This window comes from Geobacter sp. AOG2, from assembly GCF_019972295.1.
GTDB lineage: Bacteria > Desulfobacterota > Desulfuromonadia > Geobacterales > Pseudopelobacteraceae > Oryzomonas.
The window spans coordinates 2,958,382-2,974,588 of the sequence record NZ_BLJA01000001.1 but is presented as its reverse complement, the minus strand read 5'-3'; the positions used below and the strand labels follow the sequence as shown (position 1 = coordinate 2,974,588).

14 protein-coding genes and 1 pseudogene are annotated in these 16,207 nt (G+C 60.7%); 8 read left to right on the top strand and 7 right to left on the bottom strand.

From position 1 onward, the window contains the following. Positions 1-69: 69 nt before the first annotated feature. The 4 genes from LDN12_RS13645 to LDN12_RS13630 all read right to left on the bottom strand — a co-directional run bounded on the left by LDN12_RS13645 (position 70) and on the right by LDN12_RS13630 (position 3,893). Positions 70-1,599: a YifB family Mg chelatase-like AAA ATPase gene (locus tag LDN12_RS13645; protein WP_223923208.1), complete on the bottom strand. Its 1,530-nt coding sequence runs from the start codon at positions 1,597-1,599 to the stop codon at positions 70-72. A 55-nt stretch (positions 1,600-1,654) separates the two neighbouring features. Continuing rightward, entirely contained in the window at positions 1,655-2,344 is a 690-nt protein-coding gene (locus LDN12_RS13640; protein ID WP_223923207.1) for a hypothetical protein, read from the bottom strand. An 88-nt stretch (positions 2,345-2,432) separates the two neighbouring features. Beyond that, positions 2,433-3,230: a peptidoglycan editing factor PgeF gene (gene pgeF / locus LDN12_RS13635; RefSeq protein ID WP_223923206.1), complete on the bottom strand. Its 798-nt coding sequence runs from the start codon at positions 3,228-3,230 to the stop codon at positions 2,433-2,435. Positions 3,231-3,257: 27 nt separating this feature from the next. Beyond that, complete coding sequence (locus tag LDN12_RS13630; protein WP_223923205.1) at positions 3,258-3,893, bottom strand: DedA family protein; 636 nt, start codon at positions 3,891-3,893, stop codon at positions 3,258-3,260. A gap of 126 nt (positions 3,894-4,019) precedes the next feature. On the opposite strand from LDN12_RS13630, the gene LDN12_RS13625 reads away from it, so the two are divergent. The 8 genes and pseudogenes from LDN12_RS13625 to LDN12_RS13585 all read left to right on the top strand — a co-directional run bounded on the left by LDN12_RS13625 (position 4,020) and on the right by LDN12_RS13585 (position 12,895). After that, entirely contained in the window at positions 4,020-5,849 is a 1,830-nt protein-coding gene (locus LDN12_RS13625; RefSeq protein WP_223923204.1) for a bifunctional homocysteine S-methyltransferase/methylenetetrahydrofolate reductase, read from the top strand. Further along, the gene (locus LDN12_RS13620) at positions 5,846-6,268 is read left to right on the top strand and encodes a hypothetical protein (RefSeq protein WP_223923203.1); all 423 of its coding nucleotides are present in this window, start codon (positions 5,846-5,848) and stop codon (positions 6,266-6,268) included. The genes LDN12_RS13625 and LDN12_RS13620 overlap by 4 nt, the downstream gene beginning before the upstream one ends. After that, positions 6,265-7,173, top strand: a complete 909-nt coding sequence (gene xerC / locus LDN12_RS13615) for a tyrosine recombinase XerC (protein ID WP_223923202.1) — start codon at positions 6,265-6,267, stop codon at positions 7,171-7,173. Before LDN12_RS13620 ends, xerC begins: the two co-directional genes overlap by 4 nt. A 166-nt stretch (positions 7,174-7,339) precedes the next feature. Then, the gene (locus tag LDN12_RS13610) at positions 7,340-8,041 is read left to right on the top strand and encodes a LytTR family DNA-binding domain-containing protein (RefSeq protein WP_223923201.1); all 702 of its coding nucleotides are present in this window, start codon (positions 7,340-7,342) and stop codon (positions 8,039-8,041) included. A 141-nt stretch (positions 8,042-8,182) separates the two neighbouring features. Beyond that, positions 8,183-10,092 (top strand): annotated as a pseudogene (gene cooS / locus LDN12_RS13600) (anaerobic carbon-monoxide dehydrogenase catalytic subunit). 12 nt (positions 10,093-10,104) lie between these two features. Next, complete coding sequence (locus tag LDN12_RS13595; RefSeq protein WP_223923198.1) at positions 10,105-10,986, top strand: AAA family ATPase; 882 nt, start codon at positions 10,105-10,107, stop codon at positions 10,984-10,986. Positions 10,987-11,069: 83 nt separating this feature from the next. Then, entirely contained in the window at positions 11,070-11,663 is a 594-nt protein-coding gene (locus tag LDN12_RS13590) for a 4Fe-4S dicluster domain-containing protein (protein WP_223923197.1), read from the top strand. Beyond that, on the top strand, positions 11,663-12,895 hold the full coding sequence (locus LDN12_RS13585) for an NAD(P)/FAD-dependent oxidoreductase (protein WP_223923196.1): 1,233 nt from the start codon (positions 11,663-11,665) through the stop codon (positions 12,893-12,895). The genes LDN12_RS13590 and LDN12_RS13585 overlap by 1 nt, the downstream gene beginning before the upstream one ends. Before the next feature lie 113 nt (positions 12,896-13,008). On the opposite strand, the gene LDN12_RS13580 is transcribed toward LDN12_RS13585, so the two are convergent. The 3 genes from LDN12_RS13580 to LDN12_RS13570 form a co-directional block, all read right to left on the bottom strand. Further along, positions 13,009-13,704 carry a roadblock/LC7 domain-containing protein gene (locus LDN12_RS13580; protein WP_223923195.1) on the bottom strand — a complete coding sequence of 232 codons (696 nt, stop codon included), beginning with the start codon at positions 13,702-13,704 and terminating at the stop codon, positions 13,009-13,011. A gap of 35 nt (positions 13,705-13,739) precedes the next feature. Next, complete coding sequence (locus tag LDN12_RS13575; RefSeq protein WP_223923194.1) at positions 13,740-14,444, bottom strand: DUF4388 domain-containing protein; 705 nt, start codon at positions 14,442-14,444, stop codon at positions 13,740-13,742. Positions 14,445-14,605: 161 nt separating this feature from the next. Continuing rightward, entirely contained in the window at positions 14,606-16,201 is a 1,596-nt protein-coding gene (locus tag LDN12_RS13570) for an acetyl-CoA hydrolase/transferase C-terminal domain-containing protein (protein ID WP_223923193.1), read from the bottom strand. Positions 16,202-16,207: the final 6 nt, after the last annotated feature.

Below are 16,207 nucleotides of genomic sequence, written 5' to 3'. Positions count from 1 at the left end.
CCTGTAAAACCGGTTTTGGTAATTATGTTGAAATTTGGTCAAACCTGTCAAGATATATAAATTTTTCGTTTAGGGAGCCCTCCGGTCCAGGCTGCGGTACTGGATCGCCTCGGCAATATGCTCTTCGAGGATGTGTTCGCTTCCCCCCAGGTCGGCTATGGTGCGGGCGACCTTGAGAATACGGTTGTAGGTGCGGGCCGAGAAGCCCAGGCGGTCGGTGACCAATTCCAGCATGCGGTTGCCGGCGGTGTCCAGTTCGCAATATTTCTTGATGAAGCGGGGCGGCATCTGGGCGTTGCAGTGGATTTTCGTGCCGCGGTAGCGCTCAAGCTGCAGCCGGCGGGAGTTTCCCACGCGGCGGGCGATCTCCAGGGAGCTCTCCGCCTCCCCCCGGTCGGACAGGTCGCGATAGGTGACCGCCGGTACCTCGATATGGATATCGATCCGGTCCAGGAGCGGGCCGGAGATACGCGAGCGGTAACGGTGAATACCGATGGGGGTGCAGACACAGGGGTGGGTGGGATCGGCGAGATAGCCGCAGGGACAGGGGTTCATGGCCGCCACCAGCATCATTCGCGACGGGTAGGTGAGGGTCAGGAGCGAACGCGAGATAGTGACGCGGCCATCCTCTAGCGGCTGGCGCAGCACCTCCAGGACATTCTTTTTAAATTCGGGCAATTCGTCCAGGAACAGGACGCCGTTGTGGGCCAGGGAGACCTCGCCCGGTTTCGGGGTCGTGCCCCCTCCGATCAACCCCACATCGGAAATGGTGTGGTGGGGGCTGCGGAACGGCCGCACGGCCATGAGCGCCCGGCCGTTTTCCAGCAGCCCGCTGATGCTGAAGACCTTGGTGGTTTCGATGGCCTCCTCGAAGGACATGCGCGGCAGGATGGTCGGTATGCGCCGGGCCAGCATGGTCTTGCCGGAACCGGGTGGGCCGATCATCAGGATGTTGTGCCCGCCGCTGGCAGCCACCTCCAGGGCGCGCTTGGCGTGTTCCTGCCCTTTGACCTCGCTGAAATCCTCGCCATAGTCGCAGCCGCTGCTGAAGAGTTCCTGCAGATCGATCCGGCACGGGTCGATGCCCTCCCGACCGCTCAAGAATTCAACCACCTGTGACAGGCTGGTGGCGCCGATGATGTCGATCCCTTCCACCACCGCGGCTTCGGGTGCGTTCTCGGCCGGGAGGATGATGCCCGCCAGCCCGGCCCGCTTGGCGGCGACCGCGATGGAGAGCGCGCCCCGAACCGCCTTGAGGCCGCCGTCCAGGGAAAGTTCGCCCAGCAGGATGTAGTCCCGTAGCCGCCCCCCCTTGAGTACGCCGGTTGCGGCCAGGATGCCGATGGAGATGGGGAGGTCGAAGGCCGCCCCCTCCTTCTTGATATCGGCCGGCGCCAGGTTGGCGGTGATGCGCCGGGCCGGGAAGTCATAGCCCGAGTTCTTCAGAGCCGCCTTGACCCGGTCCTTGCTCTCCTTGACGGCGCCATCGGGCAGCCCGACCGTGGCAAACGAGGGAAGGCCGGGGGCGAGATCAACCTCCACGTCCACCAGGATGGCGTCGATTCCAATGAGGGCGCTGCTTAGGACCTTGGCAAGCATGGGGGCAGGAAACTCCCTTCACCGCCCCGGTTCCGGGGAACCGGGGCAGCGCCGATCAGGGGTTGGTAACCGCAACGATCTTCCAGAATGAAATATTTTCGAAATCCGTCTTGAGCATCTCGCCGCTGGCGACCGGAACAGTGGCCTGGGTTCCCGAATAATCGACCACTACGGGCGAAGAGGAATCGGTCATGAACTGGCTCCCGAGCCCACCTGTGTTCAAGACGGGCTGGCAGGTCACCAGAATGTTCCTTGTGTCGGTGGCCGTACTGGTAATTGTGGCATAAATATTAACAGCTACTTTCGTGTTATCGCTGCCCGTGCCTGACGTTGCCGACAAACTGGAAACCGTTACCGTTCCAAGGGTCACGGAACCGTCAGTTGTTCCCGTGGTGGTGGTAAAGGTCGTAGTGTAGCCGCCGACCGTAACCGTCGTAACCTTTGATGCCGAAGAGTCACTCGACGATTTTTGCCTCACCTGCAGGTATTGCCCTATCTTGATGGTGACATTGGAAGTGTTAGAGGAGAACGACCCACCATCTATGGAATATTCGCCATTCGTGATAGACAGGCTGGCCGGAAACTGGTTGCCCAGGATCTGGACCTTGTTGGATAGGATATAGGTGTTTTTCGGGACATCCGTCTGGCTCGCAAAGGTAAAACTCATCGGCTCCGACAAATTTCCGCACCCGGCAGGCAACAGCATCATGAGCAGCAAGAAACATCCGATTATTCCGAATTTCATCCATGATCTCCTTTGTGCCTGCACGGTCTTCGCCGCCTGCATGGCGGGTGTTTCCCTTATGATCGTCGTAGCCACTTGGTTCAAGCACCTACGGTTTCAGCATGATGAAGCCCATCTGCCGGCCGGTATCGCCGTTATCCCTCCGATAGGAGAAGAACAGGTCCTTCCGGCAGCAGACGCACAGGTCGGAAACCTGTATCGCGGAGGCCGGCACGCCGGCGGTCAGCAGCAGGTCCCGGTTGGCGGCGGCCATGTCGAGCCGCCACTTGCCCTCGCCGTGAGCTTCCGTAAACGATTCCCAGGGCAACCCGTTCTGGAGAAAGGCCTGCCGGACCGGAGCATCGACTTCATAGCAACACTTTCCGATACCGGGTCCGATGGCGGCCTGCAACTCCTTTGGCTCGCAGCCGAAGAGCGATTTCATCCCGGCGACTGTTTTGGCAACCACCTTGGCGGCGGTTCCCTGCCAGCCGGCATGGACTGCGGCCACCACGCCCCGCGCCGGGTCGCAGAGCAGGATCGGCAGGCAGTCCGCCACGCAGATGCCGATCATGACGCCGGGCTGGTTGGTTATGATGGCGTCGCTCTCAACACTGGAAAAATGGCTGTAATCCTCGTTGGGTTCGTCGATTACCAGGATGTCGCTGCCGTGCACCTGCCGCACGCTGACCAGGGCCTCCTGATTGACGCCGAAGGCGCGCGCGAGGAGGCTGCGGTTCCCCTCGACGTTAAATCCCTGATCCAGGGTGTTAAGCCCCAGATTGAGCGAGTTGTATGGGGGACGCGACACCCCTTCGTGCCGGGTGGTAAAGCCCTGGACGGACCGGTCCGCGCCATCGAAATCGACGGCCAGGTAATGGATGCGCCCCGAGCGCTTCATCTGCATGCTGACTCCTCCAAAAATCCTTTTGCGTTATGCGGCTCTTTGCGCTTTAATAGGCGTGCGGCTATCGTTCTGCCGACGGCGCTGCACCTTGATATAGATGGCGATTATGACGGCACTCGCCAGCACGACCCAGGCCAGGGCCTTGTGGGAATACTGCAAGATCAACTGTTGGTTCTCGCCGATGAAATAGCCGATGCCGGCCAGTATGCTGCACCAGACGCCCGCCCCCGCCAGGGTGTAGAACGAGAACTTGAGATGGTTCATGCCGGACAATCCGGCCGGAATGGAAATCAGGTGCCGGACCACCGGCAAAAGCCGGCCGATGAAGGTCGATATCTCGCCGTGCCGCAAAAAGAACCGTTCCACCTTTTCAAACTTCTCCGGCGTAATCAGAACGTATTTGCCATATTTGACGACCAGCGGCCGTCCCAGGTAATGGGAAACCAGATAATTGGCATAGGCGCCCACAAGGCTTCCCAAGGTACCGCACAGAATGGCAACCCCCAGGTTCATGCTCCCCTGGAAAGCCAGGTAGCCGGCCGGCGGCATGACCAGTTCGCTCGGCACCGGAATCACCGAACTTTCCATGGCCATCAGCAGAAAGATGCCGGGATAGCCCATGGAGCCGATGGTATCGAGAAGCCACTGGATTACGGTATGCATGAAGAAACTCCGTTCCTGAACCGGGTAACGTCACAGATTCGCATTCAAAATTTATATACTACTCTTTTATAACGATTCGGGCAACAGCAGATACATATCAGCCTGCGCAGCCCAGAAAAGCCGGCCATGAATATCCTCGACAGACTGAAAACCGAGATCCTTACCGGAGACGGGGCCGTCGGCACCATGCTCTACGCAAAGGGGATCGGGCTCGACAGCAATTTCGAGCACTTGAACCTTGTGCGCCCGGCGCTGGTCCTGGAGTTGGCTCGCGAATACGCCGCCGCCGGGGCCCAGGTGATCGAGACCAATACCTTCGGCGCCAACTACACCAAACTGTCGGCCATCGGATTGGGGCACAAGGTCGGCGAGATCAACCGGGCCGGAGCCCGCATCGCCCGCGAGGCGGCAGGGAAGACCGTGCTGGTGGCCGGCTCGGTGGGCCCCCTGGTGCGCATGAAGGGCGAAGAGCAGGTGTTGACCGCCGACGTCATGGAAGACCATTTCCGGATGCAGTGCGCCGCTCTGGCCGAGGGGGGGGTGGACCTGCTCCTGCTGGAGACCTTTGCCTCGCTGGAACAGTTGGTCGCCGCGACGCGGGCGGCCCGTGAAACCGGCCTGCCGGTCTGCTCCTCCATGGCCTTCATGGAGGGGGGGCGGAGCGGAGACGGCACGACGGTAGAGTCCTTCTGTACCGCCGTGGAAGCGGCCGGAGCGGATATGCTGGGCGCCAACTGCGGCGCCGGTCCCCTGGAACTGGTCAAGGTCGTGCGCCGGTTGGCGGCCCTGACCGCAAAACCGATCTCCGCCTATGCCAACAGCGGCTTTCCCGAGTACCACGAGGGGCGCTACATCTACCGCGCCACCCCCGATTATTTCGCCGCCATGGCTGAAGAGATGGCCGCCGCCGGGGCCAACCTGATCGGCGGCTGCTGCGGGACCACACCGGAACACATCGCCTCCCTCGCCCGCACCCTGGCGGGCCGGGCGCCTGCCCCGCGCACTCCCGCCGCTTCCCGCGCCTCCGCCGGGCCGCAGGAAGGCGCCCGGCCCGGCGGAGCATCATTCCTGGACCCGTGGGGAACCCGCAAGGTCATCACCGTCGAGTTGGACCCACCCAAGGGGATGGACTGTCGCCGGATCGTGGAGAACAGCAGACGCCTTAAGGAGGCCGGGGTCGATGCCATCAACCTAGCCGAAAACCCGCTGGCCCGCCCCCGTATGGGGAACATCGCCCTGGGCAGTATCATACGGCGCGAGGTCGGCATCGAAGTCATCATCCACGTCACCGGCCGGGACCGCAACCTGATCGGGATGCAATCCGACATGATGGGCGCCAGCCTCCTGGGCTTGCGCACAATCCTGGCGGTGACCGGCGACCCGGCCGCCATGGGGGACCATGCCGGCGCCACCTCGGTCTTCGACCTGCACTCTTTCACCCTGATCAAGCTGCTGTCCGACATGAACCGCGGCGTGAACGCCATCGGCAATCCCATTGGCGGCGGGACCGGCTTCACCATCGGGGCAGCCTTCAATCCCAACACCAAGAACATGGCGGTCCAGGCCGAACGGCTGCGCAAGAAGGTGGCAAACGGCGCCCGCTTTGCCCAGACCCAGCCGGTCTACGACCCTGCCCTGTTCCTCGAGGCGCTTGAACAGACCCGCGATTGCGGCATCCCGCTCCTGCCGGGGGTCATGCCGCTCGTCAGCGAACGCAATGCCGAGTATCTGCACAACGAGGTGCCGGGCATCACCGTGCCGGACGCGATCCGCGCCCGCATGAAGGGGCTGGAAAAGGAGGCCGGTGCACGGGAAGGGCTGGCCATTGCCAAGGAATTCATCGACGCCACCTTCACCGCCGCCGGAGGCTACTACCTGATCCCACCCTTCGGCAAGTGCGAACTGGCCCTTGAATTGATCGATCACATCCATGCACGGGAAAGGGAACAGCGATGACACGAACGATCATAGGGGGCTTCCTCCTGATGTGCTGCCTGATGACGGCGGCATGCAGCGTACCGAATTCGACCATCCGCGATGAGTTCGAAAAAAGCACGAAAGCCTACAACAAGTTGCTGCGCTGGCATGAGATCGAGGGAGCCGGCATGATCTATGTGGAACCGGAGTTGCGCGACGGGTTCATGAAAGCCGCCGCCGACATCAAAAAGCGTGAGGTCACCATCACCGATTTCCGCATCCTGACCTCCGAATGCCTGCCGGACAAGGGGACCGGCGAGGTCATGGCCGAGTTCGACTATTACGTTCTTCCCTCCAACCGCATCAAGACCCAGAGCTACCATCAGGATTGGGTCTATCGCGACATCGACGAACATAAGAGCTGGAAGATAAAGAGCGGCCTGCCCCCCTTCGAATGAGCATCGTGAGACCCTTTGCCGGACAGATAGCCGCCTTTTGCACCTACCTGGAGACGGAGCGCAACGTTTCGCCCCATACCCTTTCAGCCTATCGTCGCGATCTGGAACAGTTGGCGGCCTTTGCGGCCAAGGAACGGGGCGATAGCGTCTCCGCCGGGGAAGTGGATCATCTGCTGCTGCGGCGCTACCTGGCCCAGCTCGGCAAAACAGCCAAGAAGAGTTCCATCGGCCGGAAGCTTGCCGCTGTGCGGACTTTTTTCCGCTTCCTGCTGCGTCGGGGTGAAATCGACAAAAACCCGGCGGAATTGACCGCCACGCCCAAGAGGGAGCAACGTCTGCCCTTCCACCTGGATATCGATCAGGCCACCGCCCTGATGGAAGCGCCTACGGCAGACGAAAAGTACGTCCTTCGGGATCGGGCCGTCCTGGAGCTGCTCTATTCCAGCGGTTTGCGCGTTTCCGAGCTGACCGGCCTGGACATCGGCGATATCGATCTGGCCGGCGGCATGGTGCGGGTGATGGGTAAGGGGGGCAAGGAGCGCATCGTACCGGTGGGAAGCCGCGCAACCCTTGCCGTTCGGGAATATCTGGCCCAGCGCGGGGAACCGGCCGGGAGCGGAGCGCTCTTCCTCAATACCCGCGGCCAGCGCATCAACCGCCGGAGCGTGGCGCGCATCGTGGATGCCCACGTTCTGAGGGTCGCCGCCTTCAAGCATATCTCGCCCCACACCCTGCGGCACACCTTCGCCACCCACATGCTGGAGGGAGGGGCCGACCTCAGGTCGATCCAGGAGCTTTTGGGCCATGCATCCCTCTCCACCACCCAGAAATACACCCACGTCGGAATCGACCGCCTGATGGAAGTCTACGACAAGGCACATCCCAAGGCAAAGAACCCGGCATAAACAGTTTGTTGAGAAACGTCCGGAGGTGGGCCGGACGCCAGGCGCCCGAAACGGAGCGGCCGAGGCATAAAACAAGTAGCCAGGCCTACGTCGCGAGTACCGCACAACGCCGCAGACGGCTCTCCGCAATAGCTTTACAACAGCCTGTAAAAGGAGAATTGCATCCATGAGCCGCACCCTCATCAGCATGATCGAGCAGATGGAACCGGGCGTTGTAGTCCTCAACGGCGACCTGACCGTTTCCTCCATCAGCAGCATGATCTTTCTGATTTTCGGGAACGTTCCCCGGGAGCGGCTCTTCGAGGGAGACCTGCTCGGCCTGCACCGTGAGGACGTTCGTACAAAGGTGGCCGAAACATTGCGTCTGGCCCATCAGGCCCGACGGCATATCCCGCTCTCCCTGAAAATCATCTCCACCGAGGGTCAGGACCGCTACCTGGTGGTCAAACTCTTTTCCCTCGCTGAGCGGGAGCCTGCCGACGATAAGATCTGCGCCCTGTTTTATGACATCACCCCCCTTATCCTGGCCGAGCGAAAGCTGATCAGGCTGCCGGTAACCCTGCGGGGAGAGATCCACCTCCTGAAACCGGAGGAGATTGTCTTCCTCAAGGCGGACAACATCTATGCCTCGATCTGCACGGAATCGGGCGAGTATCACTGCGACATGTCCCTGGGCGCCATCGAAAAACGCCTTTCCGGCGAGATGTTCTTCCGTATCCATCGCAGCTACCTGGTCAATATCGCCAAGGTTCGCAAGGTACACCGCGAGCGCCATGAATGCTCCGTCGAGGTGGGGTCGGGCGAAGTGCGCCTGCCGGTCAGCCGCGACAAGCTGCAAGACTTCCTGGTGGAGATCGGCCTCAAATAGGTTGGTTTACCATTCACCCTCTGTTTCCTGCCTTTCACAAGCCCGGAATACCTCCGGCAAGATCCCGCTGTTTCGCCTCCCGACGACTGGCGTATTCTGAGCGCAAATACTTGATCAGAATGCTTTTTCTAAGGGGGATGTATGGACGTGGCACACAATGGTCATGACAAGCGAAGCGTCGATCCGGCGGCCGTGGAGATGCTGCGGATCGCCGACCGGGAAGGGTACGCCACCATCTGGGAACGTTATGAAAAGCAACAACCCCAATGCAGCTACGGCCAACTGGGAACCTGCTGCCGGATTTGCTCCATGGGGCCCTGCCGGATCGATCCCTTCGGAGAAGGACCTACCCATGGCGTGCCGACACCATCGTAGCCCGCAACCTGGCCCGCATGGCTGCCGTCGGCTCTTCCTCCCACTCAGACCACGGCCGCAAGGTTGCCTTGCTGCTCAAGGCCGTGGCCGATGGCAGCAATACCGATTATGGCATCAGCGACCCGGAGAAACTCCTGGCCGTGGCCGGGCGGCTCGACATCGCCACCAGCGGCCGTTCGCTGCCGGATGTGGCGGCCGAGGTGGCGGCCATGGCCCTCGACTGTTTCGGCAACCAGGGCGAAGAGCCGATCGTCTTCATGGAAAAGTACATGCCGAAGAAACGTTTCCAGCGCTTGAAAGATCTGGAAGAATCGCTCTACGAATCCACGGGCGCCAAAACCGGTTTCCTGCCGCGGGCCGTCGACCGCGAAGCGGTGGATATCCTGCACCGTACCCACTTCGGATGCGACCACGACCCGCTCTCCATGGTGGCCCAATCGGTGCGCTGCTCCCTGTCCGACGGCTGGGGCGGTTCGCTGATCGCCACCGAACTGCAGGACATCCTGCTGGGAACGCCGACCATCAAGTCGGTCAAAGCCAATTTGGGGGTATTGGAAGAGGAGAGCGTCAATGTGATCGTCCATGGCCACGAACCGATCCTCTCGGCCAAGGTGGTGGAAATGGCCCAATCGGAAGAATGCCGGAAAGCGGCCGAGGCGGTGGGCGCCAAGCGGGTTAACGTGGTTGGGTTGTGCTGTACCGGCAACGAGGTGCTGTTGCGCCAGGGAGTCGGCATGGCGGGCAATGAATCCCACAGTGAACTGGCGATCATGACCGGGGCGGTGGATGCCATGGTGGTGGACGTGCAGTGTATCTACCCGGCCCTGGCCGACCTCTCCTCCTGTTTCCACACCAGGTTCATCACTACCAGCGAGCAGGCCAAAATCCCCGGTGCACTGCACATCCAGTTCGAGGAACAGCATGCCGACGCCATCGCCACCCGCATCATCAAAACCGCCATCGACGCCTTTCCCAACCGCAACAAGGCGCGGGTCTACATCCCCCAGCACAGTTCCACCGCAATTGTCGGCTTCACGGTAGAGGAGATCGTCAAAGCCTTGGGCGGCACGCCCCAACCGCTGATCGACCTGATCGTGAACGGCACCATCAAGGGGGTGGCGGGGATCGTCGGCTGCAACAACGTCAAGGTGCAGCAGGATTTTTTCCACAAGACCCTGACTACCGAGTTGATCAAACGCGACATCCTGGTGATCGGCACCGGCTGCTGGGCCATCGCCGCCGCCAAGGCGGGCCTGATGGATTTGCCGGCCCAGGAACTGGCCGGCCCGGGGCTAAAGGCGGTCTGCAAGCAGTTGGGCATCCCGCCGGTGCTGCATATGGGGTCGTGCGTCGATTGTTCCCGCATGCTCAACCTGGCCGGCGCCCTTGCCGACCACCTCAAGATCGATATCTCCGACCTGCCGCTGGTCGGTTCTGCTCCGGAGTGGACCACGGAAAAAGCGGTGGCCATCGGCACCTATTTCGTCGGTTCCGGCATCCCGGTGCACCTGTGGCCACTGCCGCCGATCCTGGGGGGCCCGCAGGTGACCAAGATCCTCACCGAGGATGCCAAGGACGTGCTGGGGGGCTGGTTCTTCGTCGAGGAGGACCCGAGCAAAACTGCCGACCGCATGGAGCAGATCATCATGGAACGGCGCGCCGCGCTGGGTATCTGAAAGGGGGCCCGCATGTGTCAATCGCAATCATCAGGATCTCGTGTAGTCATCACCGGCAAGGGGGGGGTGGGCAAGACCACCCTCACTTCCTGCCTGGCAACGGTGCTGGCCAAAAATGGCATCAATGTCCTGGCGGTGGACGAGGATCCGCAGATGAATCTGCCCCAAGCCTTGGGAGTTGGATTCGAGGCCGCCGCCCACATCGTACCGCTCAATCGGCATGCCGACTATATCGAGGAAAAAACCGGCATCCGCCCCGGCAGAAGCGGCTGGGGGGCATTGTTCAAGCTGAACCCCGACGTAGAGGACGTGGTGAGCCGTTTCGGCCTGAAGGTAGCCGAGAACCTCAACCTGCTGGTGATGGGTACGGTACGGCAGGCAGGCGGTGGCTGCCTGTGCGCGGAAAACGTCCTTCTGGACGCCACTATCCGGCATCTGGCGCTCCGCAGCAACGAGGCCATCCTTCTGGACACCCAGGCCGGGGTGGAGCATTTTGGCCGCGCACTGGCCAAGGGCTTCGGCCAATGCCTGGTGGTGGCCGACACCTCCTTCAACGCCCTGAGCGTGGCCTGCCATTCGGCCAGCCTGGCCCGCCAGAGCGGCATCCCGCTGGTCTACCTCGTGGTGAACAAGATCCCGGCAGGCGGGGCGACCAGATTGCAGCAATTCAAAGAGGAGAGCGGCCAGAATCCGGATGCCCTCTTCGACGCCGTGATCGAGTTGCCGGCCGAGGTACAACTGCAAGCCCTTGACCCCGATGTAACCAGGATCATGGATGATCGTCACAGCGCCTACGCCACCGCCGTGACCGTTCTGGCCTCACGCCTGAACACACCGCCCTGTACCTGTAGCAGCGACCATAATCATGTGCACGGGCATCACCACGCACATTGATGAACACGTTCGAAGACATTTTTTGCAGCAAATAACGTCCTTAACATACGCTGCCCGCTTATCGGGACCAGGGAGAACCAGCCATGAAACGGATATTCGTCGATTACAAGAAGTGCCTGGCCTGCAAGGCCTGCGAAACCGCCTGCGCCGTGGAGCATCACCCCGCCCGCAGCCTGCCGGCGGCCCTGGGGGACCGGAAGACCCAGATCAATGTGCGGGTGTTGGGGATCGAGCATGAGTCATTCCCCCTGTCGTGCCGTCACTGCGACCCGGCCGATTGCCTCAACGCCTGTCCCTCCGGCGCTATCAGCCGGGATGCCGAGAGTGGCGCGATTCTGCTGGACGCGGCCATGTGCAAGGCGTGCGCCATGTGCGCCATGGTCTGCCCCTTCGATGCCATCTCGTTCAAGGTGACCCACCGTTCCTGCTATGGCCGGGATGTGGCCTACAAGTGCGATCTGTGCAACGAGCGGGTCAAGGTCGGCGGGAAACCGGCCTGTGTGGAGGCCTGCCATTCCGGCGCCTTGGTATATACCGACTATGACGCAAACCGCTCCAAGCGGGCCTCTAAAAGCCTGCGCACCTATCTGTTGGGGGCTGAAGGTCTTCCCGCCCAGCTTGAGTTGTTCAGGGAACTGCGCAGAAAAGAGTTCTCCCGACGCCGGGGAGGTGAGTGATGAAGGTGGTGACGGTCGGAACCGGCATGGCGGCGGCTGAGTTCGTCCAGCGGCTCAGGCTGGACGGATTCGGGGGGGAGATCGTCATGTGCAGTGACGAAGGTTTTGCCCCCTATTCTCCCTGCGTGATCCCCTTCTACCTTGCCGGAGAACCGCTGGACACGGTTTACTGGAAGGGCAAGGATTTCTACGAGCGTTACCGGGTTGGGGCGCGCCTCTCCGACCCGGTGGTCGAGGTGGATGCGGAGCAACACGTGGTCAGAACTGCCGCCGGACGGAGCGAATCCTATGACCGGCTGTTCTACGCCACCGGCGCCCGCAGCTGGTATCCCCGCCCGGAATGGCTGGAGACGCAGGGCGTGTTCGGCTTCAAGACCCTGAGCGACATGGTGGCCATCGACAGCTACATCAGGGAACACAATATCAGGAAGGCGGTGGTCTTCGGCGGCGGTTTCATCGGCGTCGATGCCGCTCTGGCCTTGTGGCACCGGGGTCTGGATATCACCCTGGTGCATCGCAACACGCGCGTACTGTCCCAGATGATCGACGAAGAGGGAGGGCAATTCGCTACTCGCAAACTGGCGGAGAAGACCGGTATCCACATCCGCCTGAAGAGCACGGTCAGCGAGATCGTCGCCAATAATGGCCAACTTGCGTCGGTGCAGCTCTCTGACGGCAGTACGGTGGAAACCGCCTTGTTGATTGTCTCCATCGGCGTTTCCCCCAACTCCGAGCCGCTGCGGGGGGATGACAAGGGGGTGCCCGGCGACCCGCAGATGCTGACGGAGGCCGGCATCTACACCGCCGGGGATGTGGCCGTCACCTGGCACGCCGTTACCGGGGCGACCGGTATCTACGCCACCTACCCCAACGCCATGCAACAGGCCCGTATTGCGGCCCGGCACCTGCTGCACGGAGACGGCACCTTCAATGGATCAATTAATACCAACGTGCTCAAAAAACATATCGACTTTCCCATTGTATCGGCCGGAAACTTTTCCGGCGAGGCGGTGACCTGGCAACAGGGAGACGTCTGGCGCAGGGTCTACCTACAGGACGGCATGATCAACGGCTACATCATCATCGGCGACACCCGCCTCTCCGGCTATATCTACCAGCTCTATCTGTCACGCAAATATGTGGATAGGACTATCAGAGAAATCTTGTCAGCGTCGCGACATGACAGTTACTACCGCAGTATGCTGGGGTTGGCCGTGCCGCTTGCAGCCTAGTGTCCCCCATGCATTTTAATTCCTTCGTCTTGAATCCGCCCTTCCTCGGTAGCGCATAAAAAACGGGAGGTGAAATCTCACCCCCCGTTGTCTTCCAAGCTGTTTAGCCGCGTCTAGCCCAACGCGACCACAATCCTGTCCCCTTCGCCGACCTTGAGCTTCTTTTCGATGCCCGGTCCGACAATGATCGCGCCGTCGTACTGCTGGCTCATGTCGTTCATGACCATGACCGGAAATGTCCCGCTCGTACCCACAGCCTCGTTGACCAGCTTCAGTTTTTTAAACGGGGCCTTGTAGTAGTCGGTGATATATTTGGACGTCGGCTGACTGACGGCGATCATGCCGAGCGAGTCGAAACTGCTGCCGGCCTCCTTGTTTGCCAAGTGGCTGACGCGCAGCCTGAGAGTACCGGCGGCGCCATCCTGAGCCGCGGGAACCTCGGCCCGCTGCCCCGAGGCCGCAGGCACTCCCGGTTTCGGCAGAAGCGATTCCAGTTTTTTGACCGCAAGGTTAAGGGTAATGAACAGGACCTGGAGATTGATGTTCTTGGCGCACAGAAGACAGAGCATGGCGCCGGGGAAGGCCTTAACCAGTATACGACCTTCGGCGTAGCGCAGATCAAGGATATCGAGGGTCTGCCCGATCTGTAGCCCGTAGAGGCCCTCCTGCGTCAGGGCCGCGGCTTTTTTGAGGGTCGGGACATCGATCAACGACGGAAAAGCGTGCGCCAGAACCTCTCCCTTGTCGCTGAAAACCGCGCTGCCGATGACACCTTCAACGCTGTTTATATGCTGCAAGATTGCCTGCATGATGCCAGTCTCCTACTTAGGTTTCCGGATGGAAACTACTTGCCGGGGATCAATACCGCCTTGATTTCCCTTTCGACGCTGTCCAGATTGGCTTCCGGTTTGACGGCGATACCGAGATAGTGTTGTTTGGAGTCGTACATCAGCAGGTGATACGTCTTCGTCTGTACGGCCGATGCCTTGAGATCCCCCAAACCCATCAATTCACCGAAGCGGTTGCCGGTGGTGGCCAGGAAGAGCCCCTTGGCGGCCAGGGCCGCGGCCTCGACACTGTTATCCTGGATCGGCCGGCCTTCCTTGTCCAGTAATACCGCGTACGACACGGCCTGAATATCCTGAAGCCGCGCTGCCAGCTTGCTCATGGTCCGCCGCGGCGTCACGGCCGGGGCCGCCGCGGTGCTCGCCGCAGGCGTTCCGGCATTTTCCTCATCCATACGGCGAAGCGCCTCGAGCAGCAGGAAATCAGTACGATAATGGATCGTGCAAACGTTGGAGGTCATTTCAGGGTGGATGTCGAAGACGCCGCCGGGCCACTTGATGATCCGGTAGATGGCCTCCTCACCGATCTCCGCGCCCAGCTCGGCATGAATGATCTCGCCATCGACAAAATAGATGGCGCCTTTTTGCTCGCCGTACTCGACGGTGATGCAGCCCGTGTACTTGTTGTGTCCCTTGAGCTGGATGACGTCCGTGAGGGAAAGACCCGCCACGGCGCCTTGGAAACCGCTTATCTCATCAGCCATCGCTACCGCCCCGGGAGTAAAATGATCATATGGTGACAGGCAGGCAAACCGCGTTATTTAAAGCACAACTGCATGACAAGTTCAAGCAGTAAATAGCCGGGAAAAATGAAAAAACCCCGCCGGAGAGACCGGCGGGGTTGGGGCAAAAACGATATCGGCTGTTATTCACACAGGTCGACTTTGACGTCCCAGTTTTTGATCTTCATGGTGCCGTTCTTCTCCAGATTGAGATGCATCTTGAAGGCGCGGTCCCACAGCTGCGGTTCATGACCGACCTTACGCCTGAGGCAGTCGGCTTTGGCCATCTCGAAGTACTCGCTGAGGATCGGCTTGTAATCCGGATGGGCGCACTTGTCGATGATGACCTTGGCGCGGTCGCGCGGGCAGAGGCCGCGCAGGTCGGCCAGGCCCTGCTCGGTAATCACGCAGTCCAGGTCATGTTCGGTATGGTCGATGTGGGAGCAGTGCGGCACCACACACGAAATGCCGGTCGGGTCGGTCTTGCTCGGGCGGCTCGACGGGGTGTGCATCATCTTGAGGAAACCGTTACGCAGGAAGTCGCCGGAGCCGCCCAGGCCGTTGATCATGCGGGTACCGCCGACCAGGGTCGAGTTTGCATGGGCGTAGATGTCGATCTCTACCGGGGTGTTCATGGCGATGACCCCCAGGCGGCGGATCGGCTCCGGTGCGTTGGAGATGGAAAGCGGCCGCAGGGTAATCTTGTCGAAATACTTGTCCATATTTTCGAAAAATTTAGGGAAACCCGGTGTTGCCGAAAGCGAGAGCGAACAGGAGGAGGCGGCGTCGAGTTTGCCCGAGTCGAACAGGTCGAGCATGGTGTCCTGAAGCACCTCGGTGTAGACGGACAGGTTGTAGAAGGGGCCCTTGGCCAAACCGCCGATAACGGCGTTGGCGATGGAGCCGACACCCGACTGGATCGGCAGCAGGTTGTCCGGCAGTCGTCCCATCTTTACTTCATGGCTGAAGAAATCAATGATGTGGTTTGCAATGGCTTCGGAGGTATCGTCCTGCTCGGCAAATGCGCGTCCTTGGTCACGAAGCTTGGATTCGACCACAGCCACGATCTTGTTCGGATTGCAGGGGATGGAGGTCGATCCGATACGGGAGTTTGCCTTGGTGATATTGAGAACCTGACGGTTCGGCGGAGTACCGCAGGAGACCAGGTCGTGAATCCCTTCGAATGAGGGCTGGCCGGTGTTGACCTCGACGATGATCTTGTCGCAGATCATCAGAATCTCGGGGATGACGCCGCAGGAGGAGGTGGGAACCAGGCCGCCGTCCTCGGTGATGGCGGAAACCTCGATGATGGCCAGATCAAGCTTGCCGGTCTCGCTGTCCTTTGTGTAGAAACCATAGCCCAGATCCTGGGCGAACAGGGACAGGTGCTTGTCGCCCATGCGGATGCGACCCTCATTGATGCCGGCGGCGATGTTCTTGCCGGTCTGATAGGGCCAGCGGCGATCAATCATGTCGAGGGTAGCCCAGCGGTCTTCGGTTTCGGCCCCGACCGACGCGCCGATGAACAGGTTGAATTTCCATTTGCCCTGAAGATTGTTCTTTTCCACATGATCAGCCAAGGCAATGGGCACCACCTTCGGGTAACCGGCGGGAGTAAAACCGGACCAGCCCAGGTTCATACCCGGCTTGAAGAACTGAATGGTTTCTTCGGCCGTCATGACCTTGCTCAAAAGTGACTTGTGGCGTACGCGATCTTGCAAAGTACCGTAATCGGACATCTTCTA